The sequence below is a fragment of the Brevibacterium zhoupengii genome, from assembly GCF_021117425.1.
GTDB classification, from domain to species: domain Bacteria; phylum Actinomycetota; class Actinomycetes; order Actinomycetales; family Brevibacteriaceae; genus Brevibacterium; species Brevibacterium zhoupengii.
The window spans coordinates 4,242,095-4,260,759 of sequence record NZ_CP088298.1; the positions used below are offsets into that span (position 1 = coordinate 4,242,095).

Consider the following 18,665-nt stretch of genomic DNA (forward strand, 5'->3'; position numbering starts at 1 on the left):
GTTTTTCCTTTCAGTGCTTCCGGTTCCTGCGGCGCAGGCCCTTGAGAAGTGCTCCCACACCACCGGCTGCGCACAGTGCGGCTCCGGCGATGATGAAAATCTGGCTTCCGGTTCCACCCGTGAGCGGCAGCGCAACCTGCGGCTTCTGCTTGTTGGTGAACGATCCGATCGACTGTTTGAGCGTCGATCCGGAGACCGTGAAGGTGTGCTTGGTGTCGTCGAGGACGTATCCCGCCGGGGCGGACTTCTCGACGAGCGTGTGTTCGCCCCACTTGAGGCTGCTGAGCGCGAACTTGCCCGCGGCTGGGTCCTTGTCAGGACCGGTGCACGCGTCCGCCGAGGTGGCTGCGCAGTCCTCGACCTCGACCGCGGTTCCGTCGGGGCCGGTCATCGTCCACACGGATCCCTTGAGCGCGTTGCCGCTCTCGTCGGTCTTGTTCCAGGTCACGGTTCCGGTCTTCGCGGTGTTCGTAATCGTGCACGCCACCGTCTCGCCGGCTTTGATTGTGACCTTGTCCGCTGTGACCGTGTTCTTCGGGCCGCAGTCCCAGGCAGAGGCCTCGTAGCCCTCGGGTCCGTCGAGTTCGGAGAGTGCGTATTCGCCGGCCTTGATCTTGACCTCGGTGACGTCCTTGGTGCCGGTCTTGCCGGAAATGGTCTTGTCGCCTGCGGCCTTGTCACCGATGGCCTTCAGCGTCCAGTCGGTGGCCTTGGCTATGCCGGCCGCGTCCTTGTTGTCAACCTTCTTTACGAGGGTGAGCGAGGTGTCGCTGACCTTGTTGAGGTAGCCGCACTTCACATCGTCACCGGGTTTGATGCCGGTGAGGTTGGTGTTCTTCTCGTTGTCGAGCTTCTTCGTGTCCTTGGTCCCGTCGAGGTGGGTGATCTCGCAGGAGCCTGAGGAGAATTCAAAGCCGTCCTGCTGAGTCTCGGAGACGGCGATCGTCGCTCGACCTGTGGTCTTGTTGAATTTCAGTGCCCACTTGGCATCGCCGCTGGCATTGGTCTTCTGCGTGGCTGCGGTGGGTGTCGAAGTGACGGTGTCGGTCGTGACAGTCGTCTTCGCGCCGACGGTCCAGTCCTTGCCCGGTTTGACGTTCTTGCCGTCTTCGTCGGCGACGTCCTTGTGGATCGAGACGTTGGCGGTCAGCGGCGAGTTCGTGATCGTGCAGACGACCTCTTTGCCGGTGTTGGGGATGGTCACGCTGCCCGAGTTGCCGGTTCCGGAGGCGCCGCTGATCGGCGTTTTATCTACCGTGCACGAATATGCGCTGGCGTAGTCACCGAGGTCAGCTCCGTTGGCTCCGGTTTCGGAGAACTTGATCGTCGCTCCACGCTTTACAGGCTGAGGCCCGACGATTTCCTTCTGCACACCAGTGGAGCTGCCGGTCGTGGTAGCGGTTCCGAGATCAGTGTTGCCCTGCTTGAGCGACAACGCGAACTGATCATCCGCTTTTGCACGTCCGCCGACGACGTCCTTCGTAAGTGTGATGGTGGCTGGAGAGGAGCACGAGGCCAGGTCAGTGCTTGACCAGTTGCCGGAGGCGAAATCGTCGGAGTTCGACCAATCGGGCATGTCATAGGCCTTGATCGTCGAACCGGTTCCCAGATAGGCCCGTCCACTGGCGTCAAATGCCACACCGTTGACATTGGAATTGGTCTCATATGTTCCGGAAGGGGAGGCTGCTATTTCCCTTCCAGTGCCAGCGGCCAAGTCTGCTTTCGTGACCGAGAAGACGGTGGTGGTATTGCCTGAACCGCGGACTATGAAGAGATTGCCCTGCGAGTCAAAAGCCATGTCGCCGTTGGAAGTTCTGCTTGAGTTTGTGTTGGTGTCGACCGAACCTTTGAACGAGGTGGTGTTCGAGTCTTTGTTGTAGACGTAGACGTTGAACTTCGAACCTGAGTCGGTGAACCCGCCGAAGTAGTAGAGGCCACTGTCGAGGTCGACGGCTCCACCGATGAATTGGATAGCGTTGTCTGTCCGTTCAGCACTCGTGGCGGACCATGTGCCGCTCGACGGGTTGAGCTGATAGATCTCGACGGTCTTGGAGCTGTTCGTCCGTTCGTAGGCATAGATCGGGGAACCTTCCTTACCGATGCCAAGCCCGTTGAATGATGCCACTGGCACGTCGCGATACCGCCATCCGAGAAGCGTCCAATAGCGCTCTTGATAGGTGGCTGGTGCACCGACAGACTCAGATGAATCGTTCGTCACCTTCCGCATCTGGCCCGAACTCGACACCGAGTACACATTCCCCGGTTCGCACGTTATCGAGACAGGTCTCGCAGCTGCATGTGCTGCTGAGGGCTTCGTTTCGGGCGCCGAGGTCGCGGCATCCTTCGTCGCAGGAGCCTTCGTCGCAGGTGCCGACGTCGCGGGTGCCGAAGCGGCAGCATGCGCGGACGCAGCCGGCATCAGCACGATGCCCATGCCGGAAAGAACCATGACCAGTGCGGTCAACGCAGCCCATACAGGGCGCACACGCAAACGTGCCAGCGGCATACTTTCCTCATTCCGGTTCCAAGCGATCTCGCCCGTGGCACCTCACAATCCCGTCCGCGCACGACAGCGGGTGAGCTGCGGACGGGCAGGGGAACAGAGGAGCAGAGCGTGACGAACTTCTTCAGATTAGGAAGTTGAAAGCGCAAAGACATTGCTGGGACCGGCCACTTCAGCAATAGATCAGTAGTTGCTTTCAGGCATTGTGGCAGCAGCGGAAACTACTCAGTAGTTTTCTATTCAACTACCACCGGTCTCCCCCATGCCGCTGAGGCCGAAATAGCCCGAACGACGGATTCGCATCGCCGGCGCACCGCATAGGTTTGAGTCATGATCACCTTGGACTCAATTTCTCGCAGCTTCGGCGACAAACAGGTTCTTCACGACCTGTCCTTCTCCATCGGCTCGGGACGGATGACCGGGTTCGTCGGTTCCAACGGCTCCGGCAAGACGACGACCATGCGCATCATCCTGGGCGTGCTCGCCGCGGACTCCGGCCGCATCACCGTCGATGGCGAGACCATCACTCCCGGCCACCGCAGCGCGATCGGCTATATGCCCGAAGAGCGCGGCCTCTACCCGAAGATGCCGATCATCGATCAGCTCATCTACCTCGCCCGCTTCCACGGTCTCAGCCGCCATTCCGCCCGTCGACGTGGCCTCGAACTCCTCGAGCAGCTCGACCTGGGCGGCAAACCCAGCGACAACCTCGAAGCAGTGAGCCTCGGCAACCAGCAGAAGGTGCAGATCGCCGCCGCGCTCATTCACCGACCGCGCGCCCTCGTCCTCGACGAGCCCTTCTCCGGACTCGATCCGGTCGCCGTCGAACGCACCCTCGAAGTGCTCAAGGACTTCGCCGACACCGGTGTACCCGTCCTCTTCTCCAGCCACCAGCTCGACCTGGTCGAGCGCCTCGTCGACGACCTCGTCATCATCGACGGCGGCCGGCTCGTCGCCAACGGAACCGCCGACGAGCTGCGCAGTCAGCGCAGCACCCCTGAGTGGATTCTGCAGACCGATTCGGACATGGGCTGGGTGCGCGAGATCCCCGACATCAATGTCGTTGAGTTCGACGGTAACTGGGTGCGCTTCGCCGCACCGAACCCTGATATCGCCGAGGCGGTCCTGCACCAGGCCATCACCGTGTCGTCCGTGAAATCCTTTGCCCCACACACCGTCGCCCTCAACCGTCTCTTCCAGGAGGTCACGCAGGCATGAGCATCCAACAGGATTCGAATTCGCTCGACACCAACGCCCCCAAGAAGTCGGGGTTGGCAACGACGGCGCAGACACAGCGGGCGAGTTTCACCACCGCCATCGGCCTCGTCATCGAACGCGAGATCATGGTCCGCATCAAGTCGAAGGCGTTCATGATCTCGACCTTGCTGAGCATCGTCCTCTTCGGCGCACTCGTCGCGGTATCGGGGTCGCTGCCTTCATTGTTCTCCTCCACGGAAAAGGTGGCGGTCACCTCGGCGGGGGCACAGGCTGTCGAAGGAATCGATGGGATCGAACTCGTCTCCGTGGACAACGCCGATGAGGCGAAGGAGCTTGTGAAGTCGGAGGAGGTCGCGGCCGCGGTGGTCGATGACCCGCAGTCCCCGGTCGGCGTCACCGTCATCGCCGAACGCTCCGCTCCCGAGTCACTGACAGGCGAACTCAGCCAGGTCCCTACCGTTGAACTCCTCGACCCCGACGCCCCGGATCCGGGGCTGACGTACCTGATCGGCTTGGGCCTCGGGCTTGTGTTCTTCATGTCCGCGGTGACCTTCGGATCGACCATCGCTTCCTCGGTGGTGGAGGAGAAGCAGTCACGGATCGTGGAGATCCTGCTCGCCTCCACCTCGGCGAAGGTGCTGATGTTCGGCAAGGTGCTTGCGTGTTCCATCCTCGCCTTCGCACAGATCGGTCTGACCGCGCTCTCCGTCCTTATCGGCGCTGCCATCAGCGGGAACGATCTGGTGCTCAGCAAGGTCACGGACCCGATCGCCTGGTTCATCCCACTCTTCATCGTCGGCTTCGTCATGATCGCCTCCCTCTACGCCGCGGCCGCCTCGATGGTCTCCCGGACGGAGGACCTGGGCTCGACGTCCAGCCCGATCATGATGCTCATCTTCCTGCCCTATATGGCGGTCATCCTCTTCTCCTCCAACGAGACCGTGATGGCTGTGATGTCCTATATTCCGTTCTCCGCGGCGGTCGCGGTCCCGATGCGCGTCTTCCTCGGCACGATCGAATGGTGGGAGCCGTTGCTCTCGCTGCTCATCCTCGCGGTGACCACGATTCTGGCTCTGCTGCTGGCGACCCGGATCTTCGAACGCTCCATCCTGCAGTCAGGCCCGAAGGTGTCGTGGAAGCAGGCTCTGAGCAGGTCGAAGGGCTGAGCTTCTACGACCAAATCCGCGTTTTTACAGCCAGCCGTTGTCGCGGGCGATGCGGGCGGCATCGGCACGGTTGCGGGCATCGGTCTTGCCGATCGCGGCAGACAGTCGGTTGCGTACCGTACCTGCCGAAAGGAAGAGCGCCGAGGCGAGTTCTTCGACGCTGCCCCCGTCGGCCGCTGCTCGGAGGACGTCGGTCTCCCGCTCCGTCAGCGGGGAGCGCCCGCGCACGGTTGATTCGACGACGAGTTCGGGGTCGATGACCTGCAGTCCGGCCATCACCCGCCGGATCCCGTCTGCCAGATGTTCGACAGGGGCGTCCTTGACCATGAACCCGTTGACCCCGGCATCCATGGCTCTCCTCACCCACCCCGGCCGTCCATACGTGGTAACGATGATGATCTTGACGTGGGGAAACTCGGCACGAAGGACGTCTGCGACCTCGAGTCCGTCGAGGCCAGGCATATCGACGTCGAGCAGCGCGACATCGGGCTGCTGGTGTCGGACGGCAGGCAGCACCTCGTCGCCGCGTGCGCATTGGGCGATGACCTCGAGATCCGCTTCCATTCCAAGCAGGGCGGCGAGCGCCTCGCGGACCATGGTCTGATCGTCGGCGACGAGGAGCGTAGTCACCGCTTGGCCTCCTGTTCGTCGTTGATCCCCGAGGTGATGGCGTCGTCGGCCTTCCGACTGACTGCGAGCACGAAGCCCTCATCGGTCTTCTCCGTCCTCACCCTGGCTCCCACAGCCTTCGCTCGCTCGCTCAGCCCGCGCAGACCGGAACCGGCACCCACCTCGGCGAGGTCGGTGGGGTGACCGACGCTGTCGTTTCTGATCTCGATCCGGTTCGGCTCGAGGCTGATGCTGACGTGCCGGGCGCGGGCATGGCGGAAGATATTCGTACTGCCCTCGCGCACTGTCCAGGCGAAGAGCTCCCGCAGTCCAGCATCGACATTGTCGACCGAGGTGGGAGCCTCGACATCGATTCCGGCCGCGCGCAGAGCCCGTGTGGCCGCGACGAGTTCCGCAGCCAGGGAGATCATCCGCGTCCCCTGCACCGTCGTGCGCACATCAGCCAGAGCAGACCGGGCAAGCTGTTCGATCTCCGAGATGTGCTTGGCAGCTTCGGGAGCACCGTTGGCCTGGAGCTTCGCCGCCAACTGGGCTTTGAGCGCAATGACGGTGAGCGAATGGCCGAGAACATCGTGAACGTCGCGGGAGATCCGCAGACGTTCAGCTTCGTGTTCGAGCCGCCGATTCTCCTCCTCCGCGGCACGCGCAGCGCGGGCACGGTCGCCGGCCAATATGGCCATGACCATGGCGAAGCTCGAGATCGAGATGCCGAAGGTGGTGGCGTAATCGTGGGTCCACCCGGGTACGAGGTGTTGGGTCACCTCGGCGACGATGGTCGTCAGGCAGGCCACGATCAGTCCCGGGGTCGTTCGGTGCACGATGATGACGATGATGACAGAGATGTAGGCGAGGAACGACAGTCCCTCTTCGCCGATGAGCGCAGTGACGATGAGTCCGATGATGATCATCGCGACGAGGCATCCGGCGAGTGCGAGTCGCCTGCGGCCGACCGTTCCTCGCATTACACGGTGCGAAGCCGGTGTTGACCTCGGTCCCACGTCACGAGAGATGGCACCGAGGTTGAGCCCGCTGACCCACATGGCCAGGTAGAAGACGGCGGCGAAGAGAATCGTCAGGCCCACGCCCCAGTACCGGGAGGCGCCGCTGTGTTCCCAGGCTCCAGACAGTGGGTAGACGAGGAAGACCATCCAGATGGCGGGAAAGAACCACTTGATGAAGGGAAGCCGCACCGGAGTGGATTCGGTGCTTGCTGGAGCTGCGCTCACTACGACTTCCCTCCTTGAAAGCTGGTATCTGTCACGCGGGCGAAGACGCTGCTCACACGCGGGCGGTGTCTCTGCGCAGGGCCCAGACTGAGCCTCCGACGAAGATTGCCAGCCACACGACGACGTTGACGACTGCCCACTGATCGTATCCCCCGCCAAGCGGTGCACGGGCGATTTCGCCGGCACCATAGGCAGGAGTGAAGCGCGCGATCGTCTGCAGAGTGTCTGGCCAGATCGTGAGAGGAACGAAGAGTCCGCCGATCAGGGAGAGGACGCCGAGGGCCATGCTCGAGAGCTGGATGGCGTTCTCTGCCGGAAGCAGATACCCGAGCATGACTCCGAAGGCTGCGAATACCGCGGAGGTGAGGATGACGAGGAGCCCGCATACGAGCAGCGTGCCCAGCGGAGCGTGAACGCCGGTGACCGCGGTGAGGATGAAGACGACGGCAACGGACAATGCGCCGAGGAACATCGAGACAAGCACTTTTGTGAGAATATAGGCCGCCGGATGCAACGGGGTCAGCGCAAGCTGTCGGCTCCATCCCAAAGCCCGCTCGACCGCGACCTGTGCACCGCCGGTGGTCGTCGCGACCATGGCCCCATAGGTTGCCAGCGACACCGAGATGTAGAGGGCCGCGTTGGTGCTGCCGAGCGTTTCACCCCGATTCGTCAGGCCGAAGATGAGGTAGAAGACCGCGGGCATGATCATCGAGAAGATGAGCGTGCGCTTGTTGCGCAGCTTGCGGAGGAGTTCGATGCGCAGAAGCGTGGCGGAGAATCCGCCGAAGCGAGGCGCTCGACGATCGTTGAGGGAGTCGAGGAACTGGCCTGTGGTTGCGGGTGTGGTGGTCGCGGACATGTCATGCCCCTTTCGAGGTCAGGCTGATGAATGCGTCTTCGAGGGAGTGGGAGGAGATTTCGAGGTCGGTGCAGGCGTTGTCGAAGAGTGCTCTGGCAGCTGCGTCGGAGTCCGTCGTACGCATCTTCAGCCGCCGGCCCTGAACCTCGACGGATTCGACGCCGACCAGACCGCCGAGCAAGGCGAGGAGACTGTCTGGTCGGTCGGGACCGTCGGCCCGGTTGATGCCGTCGTCGAGGGGAACGGTCGCACTCACCGTCTTCGCCGAAGCCATGGCGCGGATCTCGTGTGCCGGGCCGTCGGCAACGATGCGCCCACCGGAAACGAGGATCACTCGATCGGCGAACTCATCGGCCTCTTCGAGATAGTGCGTGGCGAAGAGAATCGTCTTTCCGTGCAGGGCGTCGGCACGCATCTCGTGCCAGAAGTCTCGGCGGCCGGTGACGTCCATGCCCGTCGTCGGTTCGTCAAGGACGATGAGGGCCGGGTCCGGCAGGAGCGCCATCGCGAACCGCAGGCGCTGCTTCTGTCCGCCCGAGCACTTCTTCACGGTCGACTTCGCGATGTCCGTGATGCCTGCGCGGGCCAGGACGACATCAACGTCCAGGGACGAGGCGAAGATCGCCGAGGTGTACTCCACCGTCTCCTGCACTGTGAGGTCATCGAGGAGTCCTCCGGTCTGCATCACCGAGCTGACGAGACCCCGGCTGACCGCTTGTCGCGGCGTCATTCCGAACACCTCGACCGATCCTTTGGTCGGTCGGGAGAGACCGAGGAGCATATCGATCGTCGTGGTCTTGCCGGCCCCATTGGGGCCGAGGAAGGCGACGACCTCTCCGGGTCGGATGCTCAGGTCGATGTCGTCGACTGCCGTGAGGTCGCCGAAGCGTTTGGTCAGGTGGTCGAGGACAACGGCGGATGGAATCGTTCCCTGGTCGGCTGCTCTGCGTGGTGCTGTCATCTGTGTGCTCATGACTTCAGATTAGGAAGAGACAGGCGGCCCTGATGATGCCATTTGTCACTGCCTGTGGCCGCTCTAGCCAGGCACTGCTCCTGTTCTGCTCCGATGCATGTTCGAGGAGATTCCAACTGTTCCTCTCTTCCGCCTCGATCCTGGTCGTGATTGGGTGGAGGTTATGAAATCCCTGACTCTGCCGCTGACCACCGACCGCCTGAACCTGCGCGCGCATCGCGAGACCGACGCCGAGGCGCTGCTGCCCATCTACTCTCGAGAAGACGTCTCGCAGTTCCTGCTCGGCGAGCCTTGGACCGCCGAAGAGGCGCGGACTCAAATCGCCAAGCGCTCTTCGAAGACCGGCTTGGATACCGAATCACGTGCGCTCTCGCTGATCGTCGAGACCAAGGACGGCCTCGACGACATCGAAGGCTCGGTCGTCATCGGCGACGTCGGCATCTGGCTCACCGACGATTCAGCGGAGAAGGCCGAGATCGGCTGGGTGCTCAATCCGGCTGCCGGTGGCCACGGTTTCGCATCAGAAGCCGCCACCGCCATGCTCAATGTCGCCTTCGACCACTACAACCTCCATCGGGTCATCGCTCAGATGGATGCCCGGAACACCGCCTCGGCGAAGTTGGCCTCCCGCATCGGCATGCGCCAGGAAGCTCATCTGCGCCAAGACTGGTGGTCGAAGGGCGAATGGTCAGACACCCTCATCTTCGGGATGCTGAGTACCGACCGTCAGGTGGCGTGAAACTCAAACAGTGGGCCCACCATCGCAGCTCCGTCGCATCGTCCGCGCTACAAATAGAAGGGTTTCTGCGCTACAACTGTAAGGATCCGGCGTGAACTCTACGGCGTCCGGCGGCGCAGAGTCAGTGAACCGACGATGACGGCACCGACGATCCAGCAGCCGATGAAGAGTATGCGCACCCAGATGTACGCCGCGTCCTCGCTGCCTGTCGACACCGCAGTCAGGGCGTCGATCGCGTGCGACAGCGGCAACCAGTCACCGATCACTTCGAGTACGTCCGGCAGCTGATCGCGGGGAAGGAAGATGCCGCCCAACAGAATCTGCGGGAACACGAGCACCGGCATGAACTGCACGACCTGGAACTCGGTGCGGGCGAATGCGCTGGCGAGCAGCCCGAGCGCCGTACCGAGCAGTGCATCCGCAATGGCGACGACGAAGAGCAGCACGATCGACTCTTCGATCTCCAGTCCGCACACCACCGTGGCGAAGCCCACCGCGATCGCCGTCTGCAGCACCGCCAGCAGGCCGAAGGCCACGGTGTATCCGAGGATGAAGTCGCCCCGCCCCAAGGGCATCGACAGCAGACGTTCGAGTGTTCCGCTGCGCCGCTCGCGCAGGGTGCTGATGCTCGTGACGAGGAACATCACGATGAAGGGAAACAGCGCGAGCATCGCCGGGCCGATTCTGTCGAAGACATCCGTCTCGTCGAAGATCCAGGCTACGAGTCCGATGAGCAGGCTGGGCACGACGAGCAGCAGTGCGATGGTGCGCGGGTCGTTGCGGATCTGGAGCAGCACACGCCCTGCCGTGGCCAAGGTGCGCGAAGGAGTCATCTCTTCGTCCCCTTCGAACCTCGCTTGCCCTGCGGCGGTGGGCGCGTCGCCAACAGCCTCTTCGACACAGAGTCCCTCTTAGCCGTATCGGTCTCGATGATGCGCAGAAAGGCTTCCTCCGCCGAGGCGGCCCGTGTGCTCTCGAGCAGCTCGCTCGGAGTCGTATCTGCGATCACCGCGCCCTCACGCATCAGCAGCAGCCGGTCACACCGAGTGGCCTCATCCATGACGTGACTCGAGACGAGCAGCGTCGCCCCATCGTCTGCGATGCGGCGGAAGATGGCCCACAGCTCGGAGCGCAGAACCGGATCGAGCCCGACCGTGGGCTCGTCGAGGACCAACAGCTCCGGCGACCCGAGCATCGCCGCCGCCAGCGACACGCGATTGGCCTGGCCGCCGGAGAGCGTGCGGGCGAGCTGATCGGCCTGGCCTCTCAGATCGGTGCGCTCGATGACGCGCTCGACATCGGACTTCGGCACGCCCTGCACCCGGGCGAAGTAGGCCAGGTTCGCGCGCACCGAGAGGTCGTCGTAGATGCTGGCCAGCTGCGTCATATATCCAACTTTGTGGCGCAGAGGTGCTGAGCCTGCGGGTTCGCCGAGCACTTTGACGGTTCCGCCGCTGACGATTTGGACACCGACGATGGCGCGCATGAGTGTCGTCTTCCCGCTGCCGCTGGGCCCGAGCAGACCGACGATGGCGCCGCGCGGCAGAGTCAGGTCGAGACTGTCGATCACGGTCTTTCGCCCGCGTCGAATCGTCAGCCCCCGAGCTTCGATCGCGTTGCTCGTCATATGAAGAATAAGACTACCGATATTGGCCTACGTCAAGTGACCCGTGGTACCAAAGGTTTGGGAAACAATCCGAAAACCTCGGCAAAGGTTCACGAAACGGGCCTCTGTTTGGTCAGAACCACCTCGGCGAGGGTCATAGCGTGGGAATAGCAAACGTCTCAGCGAAAGGTTCACATGTACAGGCAGTCGTCGAAATTGGCCAATGTCCTCTATGACATTCGGGGACCCGTCCTCGAAGAGGCCGAGGCGATGGAGGCCAAGGGCCACACCATCCTCAAGCTCAACATCGGCAACCCTGCACCTTTCGGATTCGAAGCCCCCGAGGCGATCGTCCACGACATGGTCAAACAGCTGCCCGTGGCTCAGGGGTACTCGGACTCGCGTGGAATTCTCTCCGGTCGCCGCGCCGTCGTCCAGTATTACGAGACCAGAGGCATCCACAATCTGGACACCCCCGAGGTGTTCCTGGGCAACGGAGTCAGCGAACTCATCACCCTATCCCTGCAGGCCCTGTGCAATCCCGGCGACGAGATCCTCGTCCCCAGCCCCGACTATCCCCTGTGGACGGCATCGGTCGCCCTGGCCGGCGGCACCCCCAAGCACTACCTGTGCGACGAAGCCACCGCATGGCAGCCCGACCTCGAGGATCTCGAATCGAAGATCACCGAGAACACCCGCGGCATCGTCGTCATCAACCCGAACAACCCGACGGGTGCGGTCTACTCACGCGAGACTCTGAAGAAGATCGTCGACATCGCACGCCGCCACGACCTCATCATCTTCGCTGACGAGATCTACGAGAAGATCACCTACGACGATGTCGAGATGGTCAATATGGCCACCGTGACCGGCGACGATGTCCTGTGCCTGACCTACTCGGGACTGTCCAAGGCCTACCGGATCGCCGGCTACCGCGCGGGCTGGCTGGCCATCACCGGACCACTGTCCGAGGCCAAAAGCTACCTCGAGGGCATCAAACTCCTGGCCAATATGCGCATGTGCGCAAATGTTCCCGCCCAGCACGCAATCCAGGCGGCGCTCGGCGGCAAGCAGTCGATCGAGGACCTCGTCCTGCCGCAGGGTCGCCTCGGTGCGCAGATGAACCTCGCGCACGAGGGGCTGAACTCCATCGACGGTGTCTCCGCGCACCGGGCCAGCGGTGCCCTCTATATGTTCGCGAAGCTCGACGTCGACAAATTCAACATCACCGACGACGAACAGTTCGCCCTCGACCTGCTGCGCGAACAGAAGATCCTCGTCTCCCACGGCACCGCCTTCAACTGGTCGAGCCCCGACCACTTCCGACTCGTCACCCTGCCCTCCGTCGAAGTCCTGGACGAATCGATCAACCGCCTCGGCGAGTTCCTCTCCGGCTACAAGCAGAACGCACCCAGCACCTGCGAGCTGCCGACCGTCAAGGAGATGTCGCCGGCGGCGGGGTGATCTGGGGCTGAGATAATGGCCCCATGACGGAGCGCTCGACAGGACCAGAGACAGCAGCAGTGGACTCCGTCGCACGGGCTATCAGTCTGATCGCGCGCGGAAACCCCGTCGATCCCGGCTCGCTGGAGGCAGAACTCGGGCAGCAGTCGACCCTCATCGACTCGCTTCTCGAGCTATCCACCACCATGGTTCGCTGGCGCCAGAAGGACCATGAACGCGCAGCCCTGCTCGAAAGCGCCTCAGAGCTCATCCAGGTCAGAGACACGAAGCGTCTATTACAGAAGCTCGTCGACAGAGCCAAATCGCTTATCGGCTGCGACATCGCCTACCTCTCGGAATACAACCCGGAAACCGACGAGCTCAACGTCAGAGCCAGCCGCGGGGCCATTTCGCTCCAACTCCCGGCACTGCGCGTACCACCCGGAGTCGGACTCGCAGGCCGTGTCGTCCGCGACCGAGCCGCCCACTGGACCTCGGACTACGACCTGACTCAACTGCCTCATGAGCGGCGTGTCGACTCAGCAGTCAAGGCAGAAGGCATGGAGTCACTCCTCGGAGTGCCCATGGTCGTCGACGGCGAAGTGCTCGGTGCCCTGTTCGCGGCGAATCGCTACCCCCATGACTTCGGGGCAGATGAGATCACCTTGCTCTCTGCTCTGGCAGACCACGCTTCGGTGATTCTCAAGACCGCCCGACTCATGGGCGAACTCGCCGAAGCGGCCGCACTGTCTGCTGCCGCAGAAGAACTGGCCGCGGCCAAGGCGAACACCCTGCAGCGCCTCGTCGAGGTCGAAGAGCAGCTGACCCAGTTGGTGCTGCAGGGCCACGGTGCAGCAGCCGTCACGAAAGTCATTGCCGAGACCCTCCGTGCCGAGGTGCTCATCGTGGACAGTTGGAGCCTTGACTCCCCCGGTTTTCCAGCAGACGAGGGATTCCTCGCCGAGGCCGACGTGAGTCGAGATGACATTCTTGCGGCGTTGGACACCAGTCACCGCACCGGACGAAGCGTCCAGATCTCCCACGACAAGCGACTCATCGCTGCCTCGGTGGCGTCGAACAGACGTCAGCACAGCGGGCTGTTCGTGCTCTTCCACAACGACCCCAAAGACGGCGACCACAGCATCGTCGCGCAGGCCGCACAGTCTTTGGCACTCATTCAGATGAACGAGCAGTCACGTGCCGACGCGGAGAACCGTGTACGCGGCGAACTGGCCGTCGATCTGATCGCCGACACCAGAAGTCTCGACGAGCTGCGAGCGCGAGCGCGTTCCAGCAACTTCACTCTCCTCGGCCCCTGGCAGCTCATCGTGGTTCAAGCCGCCCCCAACGACTTCGACCGCATCGGTTCGTATCTGGCTCGGATTGAGCCGCGGATTCTCATGACTCAACGCTCCCCGGGCCTGACCGTGCTGCTGCCCCGCTCGGCACATCGAAGCCGAACGCAGCTGAATGAGCTGCTCACAGCCTCAGACATCCTGCGCGAGTGCCTGGTCGTTGTCTCCGACACCGAATTTCAGCGTTCGCAGCTGCGCACCGCAGAAGACGAGCTCTGGTCGTGCGTGCGAGTGCTCAACTCGCTCTCGATCACCACAGGCGTCCGCCCCGCTGAGGACTTCGCTCCTTACACGGCGATGTTCGGCTCAGCCCCCGAACACGTCGGACAGTTCATGGAGCGCATGCTCAGCCCGCTGCGACAATGGGATCGGCGGCAATCGGCCGATCTGATCACCACACTGCGCACCTACTTCGAACACAGGAGCAGCGTCAGTCGCACCGCCGCTGCCCTCTCGGTTCACATCAATACCGTCAAACTGCGGCTGGAGCGCATCGATACGGTACTCGACAACGACTGGCGAGCGCCCGAATACGCGTTCCGTCTCCACGTCGCACTCCGCCTGGATCAACTCCGGCAGAAGGACTGAACCTACCCGGGCATGAGCCAGGACCCCTGGCCGATAAAGCCATGAACAGAAGATATTACTGGCTGCAACGGCCATAGGTGTTCGAGTCCTGAAGTGTTTGACTGAACCCTGCGCGGAATTACTCTGCGCCGACGCTCGGCCGCTTTCGGCAGCCGCAGTCGGCAGACACAGATTCGAAGAAGACTCGACAGGAGACACACCATGGCAGAGAACAGTCGTATCGCCGACTTCCGCAATAAGTCGGTCAACGATCGTCGCACGGCAGTAGCCGAGGCAACCGGGCTCGACACCGAGGTGTTCACCCAGATCGATGCGACTGCGTTCGGCCCCGAGCAGGCCGCCAACCTGAGCGAGAACGTCTTCGGTGTCTTCTCCCTGCCGTTGGGAGTCGCCACCAACTTCACGATCAACGGCACCGATGTCCTCGTACCCATGGCCACCGAAGAGGCATCGGTCATCGCCGCAGCCAGCAACGCCGCACGGATGGCACGGCCCACAGGCGGTTTCTTCACCAGCTCGACCCAGCCGATCATGCAGGCACAGATCCAGCTCATCAATGTGGCAGACCCTCATGCCGCACGGTCCCGTATCTTCGAACGCCAGAACGAGATCATCGACCTGGCCAATGCGCAGGATCCGAAGCTCGTCGAGGTCGGCGGGGGCGTCAAGGGCCTCGATGTTCGGCTCGTGGAGGCGAAGTCGGCAACCTATGTCGTCGTCCATCTCCACGTCGACGTCCGCGATGCCATGGGTGCCAATGCGGTCAACACCATGGCAGAGGCGGTGTCGAGCAGCCTTGCGGCGATCGCCGAGGGCGACGCACTGCTGCGCATCCTGACGAACAAGGCAGATCTTCGCCTGAGCCGAGCGCGAGCCGTCTTCGACAAAGAACTCCTGGGTGGAGCCGAGGTCGTCGACAACATCCTCCACGCCTACGAGCTGGCGGCAGCCGACCCGTACCGGGCCGCCACCCACAACAAGGGCATCATGAACGGCATCTCCGCCGTCGTCCTGGCCACCGGAAATGACACTCGCGCGGTGGAAGCCGGAGCCCATTCCCATGCCCTGGTCGACGGACGGTACACCTCACTGTCCACGTTTGAAAAGGACGCCGAAGGCAACCTCGTCGGCAACCTCGAGATGCCGATGCCCGTCGGCCTGGTAGGTGGTGCCACGAAGGTCCACCCCGCGGCCCGCACCTCCCTCCAGGTCGCCGAAGTGGCCACCGCAAAGGACCTGGCCGAAATCATCGTCGCAGCCGGTCTGGCGCAGAACCTGGCGGCACTGCGGGTTCTGGCCACCGAAGGTGTGCAGCGCGGTCACATGTCGCTGCATGCGAAGAACCTCGCCGTGTCTGCCGGCGCCACCGCTGAGGAAGCCAAGGTCATCGTGGAGAGGCTCATCGACGAGAAGGCCTTCCGCTTCGATCGGGTTCAGGCCATCCTCGCCGATCTTCGCTCAGGTGCACAGAAATGATGGATTCACTCCCACAGGTCTTCACCCACGAGGATTTTCCGACTCAGGTCAGGGTCTACGAGGTCAGTGCTCGGGACGGGCTCCAGGCTGAACCGGTCACCCTGCCCGCCGAGGTTCGGGCCCAGCTCATCTCCCGACTGGCCGATTCCGGTCTGACGTCCATCGAAGCAGGCAGCTTCGTGTCCCCTCGGGCCGTTCCGCAGATGGCTGACACCCGCTCAGTTCTCGACGAGCTCGACCTCGACGCGGACATCTCCTATCCGGTCCTCGTGCCCAACCAGCGCGGACTCGCCGATGCCATGGCCGCGGGAGCCAAGGACGTCGCTGTCTTCGTCAGTGTCACGGAAGCCTTCTCTCGGGCCAACCTCGGCGACAGCCTCGAAGTGACCACGGCACGCAATCTTGACGTGGCGGCCGCGGCCACCTCGGCGGGGATGCGGGTCCGCGGTTATCTGTCGATGGTCTTCGGCGACCCTTGGGAAGGTCAGGTGGATCCACAGCGTGTGGTCACAGCATCTCATCGACTGCTGGAAGCCGGCTGCTCGTCGCTTTCGCTCGGCGATACCATCGGCACCGCCACACCTGGTCACGTCACCGCGGTTCTGCAGGCCCTGATCGAAAGCGGCATCCCAGTCGAGTCGATCGCGCTGCACACCCACAACACCTACGGTCAGGCGCTGTCGAATGTCTGTGCCGCCCTCCAGCTGGGAGTGAGCGAGTTCGACGCCTCGGCCGGTGGGGTCGGTGGCTGCCCGTTCGCAGGCTCAGCGACGGGAAACCTGGCAACTGAGGACCTCCTGTGGATGCTCGACGGTCTGGGAATCTCGACCGGAGTCAACATCCGCGCAGTCGCGGAGACGAGCCAATGGCTGAGTCAGCAACTCGGCAAGCCACTGGCGTCGGCCACCTCGGCGGCCATCGTCAATCAGTAGCCCCACAGTTCTTCAGCCGGGCCGAGCCTCAGTCAGCCCGGTTCGCGTTCCACCTCCAGAAACACGACTCATCAACAGAAGGTAGGCGAAGATGCCACAGCTGCTCGAAGTCTGGAATGACACTGTCGACTCAAAACACCTTGTCGGCAGCATTGCCATCGGAATTGGGGTGGCGGTTCCCGCCTTCCTCATCTCCGACCATCTCTTCACGACCACCGGCGATCCGGAACTGGGGCATTCCTACGCCCTCCTGATCGGAATCGTGGGCTGCATCGTCGGTGCCGTGATCGCCGGAATCCTGTTCAAGCCCAAGCGGGTGATCACACAGTCAGAGGCCGACACCCGGAACCGGCAGGAAGTCATCGATGAAGTCGTCGAAGAGTACGGCGACCTGGGTGACCCCCGGGATCTCAAACCGGGGGTGCAGGAGGAGATACGAGCACTCGGGCTCTTCGACGCTCTGGTCGAGAACCATGAGAACCGGGCGAAGGGTGCACAGCTGTGAGCGCGGATCTCATTGAGCCGATCCTGTGGGCGATCGGCATGGCCCTGCTGGCCGCGGTGCTCTTCACCGGAATCGGCCTCATCTCAGGCACCGACGAGACAGCGATCGTCGCACCCCTGGCACTGCTCGTCATCCTCATCGGAGTACCGCCGGCCGGCGTCATCGCCTTCTTCTTGGCAGCGATCATCGCCAAGCACATCTCTCACGCCGTGCCCACAACATTGTTGGGGATACCCGGCGACACCACTGCCGTGCCGATGCTGCGCGAAGCACAGCTGCTGCGTTCTCTCGGAGTGCCTCATATCGCCCTGCAGAAGGCCATCTCCGGTGGCGTGATCGCGGTGATCATCGCGATTCCTCTGTCGATCCTCTTCGCACTGGTCCTCACTCCGTTCGCCGAGGCCATCGGTGCCGCAGCCCCGTGGATCTTCATCGCGGCGGCCGTGCTCGTCGCGTACACGTCGAAAGGAAAGCTGGCGGCAGTCGTCGCACTGATCCCCTTCGTCCTCATCATCGTCGGGCTGCAGGCATTCATCCTCGAACAGAAGGACGCGACGTTCACAACCTCCTTCTTCCTGGGCATCGCGACCGGTCCTCTCATCTACGATCTGTTCTCCGCGCTGTCCCCCGCGGGCCGTCGGTCGATGACTCAGGCAGGCAAGCGGGAGTTCGACCTCGCGCCCGACGTCCGGCCTGCGGGTGGGGCAAAGTTGCCGAACCCCTTCAGGGTCCTGGACCGAAAGCAGTTGGCCTACACGAGCGGTTCGGCTGTCATCACCAGCGCAACCTTCGTGTTCTCACCAGTCGCCATGGCGGTGCTCATGGGTGAGATCGCCGGCAGCCGAATCAAAAACGGTTTCCATCGACTGACAACGGTCGTGTCCGTGAGGAACGGAACCACCGAGTCGACCTATATCGCTGAGACCCTGATCCCGCTGATCGCCATCGGCCTTCCTCTCTCGCCGATGGCCGCGGGCCCGGCAGCGCCGCTGTTCAACGCGCCGCCGGTCTACACCCTCGATGCGGAGACGGGCGAGACGAACAATCTGCACGACCTTCTGTCGACCGGTGAGTTCGCGCTCTTCTCGGTCATCGCCGCGGTCATCGCAGTTGCTGTCGCCTATCCGTTCGTGATGAGGAACGCCCACAGGGCTGCTACTTGGGTGATGAAATCGGTCTCTCATGAGGCGATCATTGCTGGCTTCGCCGCACTCATCTGCGTCATCTGCCTCTACGAAGGCGGTCTGCTCGCGCTCGGAGTGACCATCACTGTGGGACTGGTCGGCGGTCTGTTCAACAGAATGATCGGCATGCACGCAGGAGTCCAATTCATGGGTTACTACGTCGCCGTCCTCACGGTTCCGGCAGTTCTGGCCCTGTAAAAGGTCCCGACGGTCCGACATTGCTGGCCGCCTGGGCCAGACTCGAAGCACCGGGGTAGGTCTA

17 protein-coding genes are annotated in these 18,665 nt (G+C 62.8%); 10 read left to right on the forward strand and 7 right to left on the reverse strand.

The features are described from left to right. Window positions 1–10 precede the first annotated feature (10 nt). Window positions 11–2,131 (reverse strand): SpaA isopeptide-forming pilin-related protein, encoded by a 2,121-nt coding sequence (locus LQ788_RS19115; protein ID WP_231443774.1) that lies wholly within the window; start codon window positions 2,129–2,131, stop codon window positions 11–13. Window positions 2,132–2,177: 46 nt separating this feature from the next. Here LQ788_RS19115 and LQ788_RS19120 point away from each other — a divergent pair, with 46 nt between their 5' ends. The 3 genes from LQ788_RS19120 (at window position 2,178) to LQ788_RS19130 (ending at window position 4,887) form a co-directional block, all read left to right on the forward strand. Continuing rightward, complete coding sequence (locus LQ788_RS19120) at window positions 2,178–2,618, forward strand: hypothetical protein (protein WP_231443776.1); 441 nt, start codon at window positions 2,178–2,180, stop codon at window positions 2,616–2,618. Window positions 2,619–2,833: 215 nt separating this feature from the next. After that, the gene (locus tag LQ788_RS19125) at window positions 2,834–3,721 is read left to right on the forward strand and encodes an ABC transporter ATP-binding protein (protein WP_231443778.1); all 888 of its coding nucleotides are present in this window, start codon (window positions 2,834–2,836) and stop codon (window positions 3,719–3,721) included. After that, window positions 3,718–4,887, forward strand: coding sequence for an ABC transporter permease (locus tag LQ788_RS19130; RefSeq protein ID WP_231443780.1), 1,170 nt, complete (start codon window positions 3,718–3,720; stop codon window positions 4,885–4,887). Before LQ788_RS19125 ends, LQ788_RS19130 begins: the two co-directional genes overlap by 4 nt. 24 nt (window positions 4,888–4,911) lie before the next feature. On the opposite strand, the gene LQ788_RS19135 is transcribed toward LQ788_RS19130, so the two are convergent. Genes LQ788_RS19135 through LQ788_RS19150 form a run of 4 tightly spaced genes read right to left on the reverse strand, consistent with a single transcriptional unit; the run spans window position 4,912 to window position 8,575 of the window. Further along, window positions 4,912–5,517 carry a response regulator transcription factor gene (locus LQ788_RS19135; protein WP_231443782.1) on the reverse strand — a complete coding sequence of 202 codons (606 nt, stop codon included), beginning with the start codon at window positions 5,515–5,517 and terminating at the stop codon, window positions 4,912–4,914. Then, complete coding sequence (locus LQ788_RS19140) at window positions 5,514–6,743, reverse strand: sensor histidine kinase (protein ID WP_231443784.1); 1,230 nt, start codon at window positions 6,741–6,743, stop codon at window positions 5,514–5,516. The genes LQ788_RS19135 and LQ788_RS19140 overlap by 4 nt, the downstream gene beginning before the upstream one ends. A gap of 52 nt (window positions 6,744–6,795) precedes the next feature. Continuing rightward, window positions 6,796–7,602 carry an ABC transporter permease gene (locus tag LQ788_RS19145; RefSeq protein WP_231443786.1) on the reverse strand — a complete coding sequence of 269 codons (807 nt, stop codon included), beginning with the start codon at window positions 7,600–7,602 and terminating at the stop codon, window positions 6,796–6,798. A gap of 1 nt (window position 7,603) precedes the next feature. Beyond that, a complete protein-coding gene (locus LQ788_RS19150; RefSeq protein WP_231443788.1) occupies window positions 7,604–8,575 on the reverse strand; it encodes an ABC transporter ATP-binding protein in 972 nt (323 codons plus the stop codon). A gap of 163 nt (window positions 8,576–8,738) precedes the next feature. On the opposite strand from LQ788_RS19150, the gene LQ788_RS19155 reads away from it, so the two are divergent. After that, window positions 8,739–9,314 (forward strand): GNAT family N-acetyltransferase, encoded by a 576-nt coding sequence (locus LQ788_RS19155; protein ID WP_231443790.1) that lies wholly within the window; start codon window positions 8,739–8,741, stop codon window positions 9,312–9,314. A gap of 98 nt (window positions 9,315–9,412) precedes the next feature. Here the strand turns inward: LQ788_RS19155 and LQ788_RS19160 are convergent, their stop codons facing one another. Further along, entirely contained in the window at window positions 9,413–10,147 is a 735-nt protein-coding gene (locus LQ788_RS19160) for an ABC transporter permease (RefSeq protein ID WP_231443792.1), read from the reverse strand. Beyond that, window positions 10,144–10,941: an ABC transporter ATP-binding protein gene (locus LQ788_RS19165; RefSeq protein WP_231443794.1), complete on the reverse strand. Its 798-nt coding sequence runs from the start codon at window positions 10,939–10,941 to the stop codon at window positions 10,144–10,146. Before LQ788_RS19165 ends, LQ788_RS19160 begins: the two co-directional genes overlap by 4 nt. A gap of 174 nt (window positions 10,942–11,115) precedes the next feature. Here LQ788_RS19165 and LQ788_RS19170 point away from each other — a divergent pair, with 174 nt between their 5' ends. The 6 genes from LQ788_RS19170 (at window position 11,116) to LQ788_RS19195 (ending at window position 18,601) form a co-directional block, all read left to right on the forward strand. Then, window positions 11,116–12,384 (forward strand): pyridoxal phosphate-dependent aminotransferase, encoded by a 1,269-nt coding sequence (locus LQ788_RS19170; RefSeq protein WP_231443796.1) that lies wholly within the window; start codon window positions 11,116–11,118, stop codon window positions 12,382–12,384. Window positions 12,385–12,407: 23 nt separating this feature from the next. Continuing rightward, complete coding sequence (locus tag LQ788_RS19175; protein WP_231443798.1) at window positions 12,408–14,306, forward strand: helix-turn-helix domain-containing protein; 1,899 nt, start codon at window positions 12,408–12,410, stop codon at window positions 14,304–14,306. 171 nt (window positions 14,307–14,477) lie between these two features. Further along, on the forward strand, window positions 14,478–15,782 hold the full coding sequence (locus tag LQ788_RS19180; RefSeq protein ID WP_262908361.1) for a hydroxymethylglutaryl-CoA reductase, degradative: 1,305 nt from the start codon (window positions 14,478–14,480) through the stop codon (window positions 15,780–15,782). After that, entirely contained in the window at window positions 15,779–16,714 is a 936-nt protein-coding gene (locus tag LQ788_RS19185) for a hydroxymethylglutaryl-CoA lyase (protein WP_231443802.1), read from the forward strand. Before LQ788_RS19180 ends, LQ788_RS19185 begins: the two co-directional genes overlap by 4 nt. Window positions 16,715–16,805: 91 nt before the next feature. Then, window positions 16,806–17,219 (forward strand): hypothetical protein, encoded by a 414-nt coding sequence (locus LQ788_RS19190; RefSeq protein WP_231443804.1) that lies wholly within the window; start codon window positions 16,806–16,808, stop codon window positions 17,217–17,219. Next, complete coding sequence (locus LQ788_RS19195; protein ID WP_231443806.1) at window positions 17,216–18,601, forward strand: tripartite tricarboxylate transporter permease; 1,386 nt, start codon at window positions 17,216–17,218, stop codon at window positions 18,599–18,601. The genes LQ788_RS19190 and LQ788_RS19195 overlap by 4 nt, the downstream gene beginning before the upstream one ends. Window positions 18,602–18,665 lie beyond the last annotated feature (64 nt).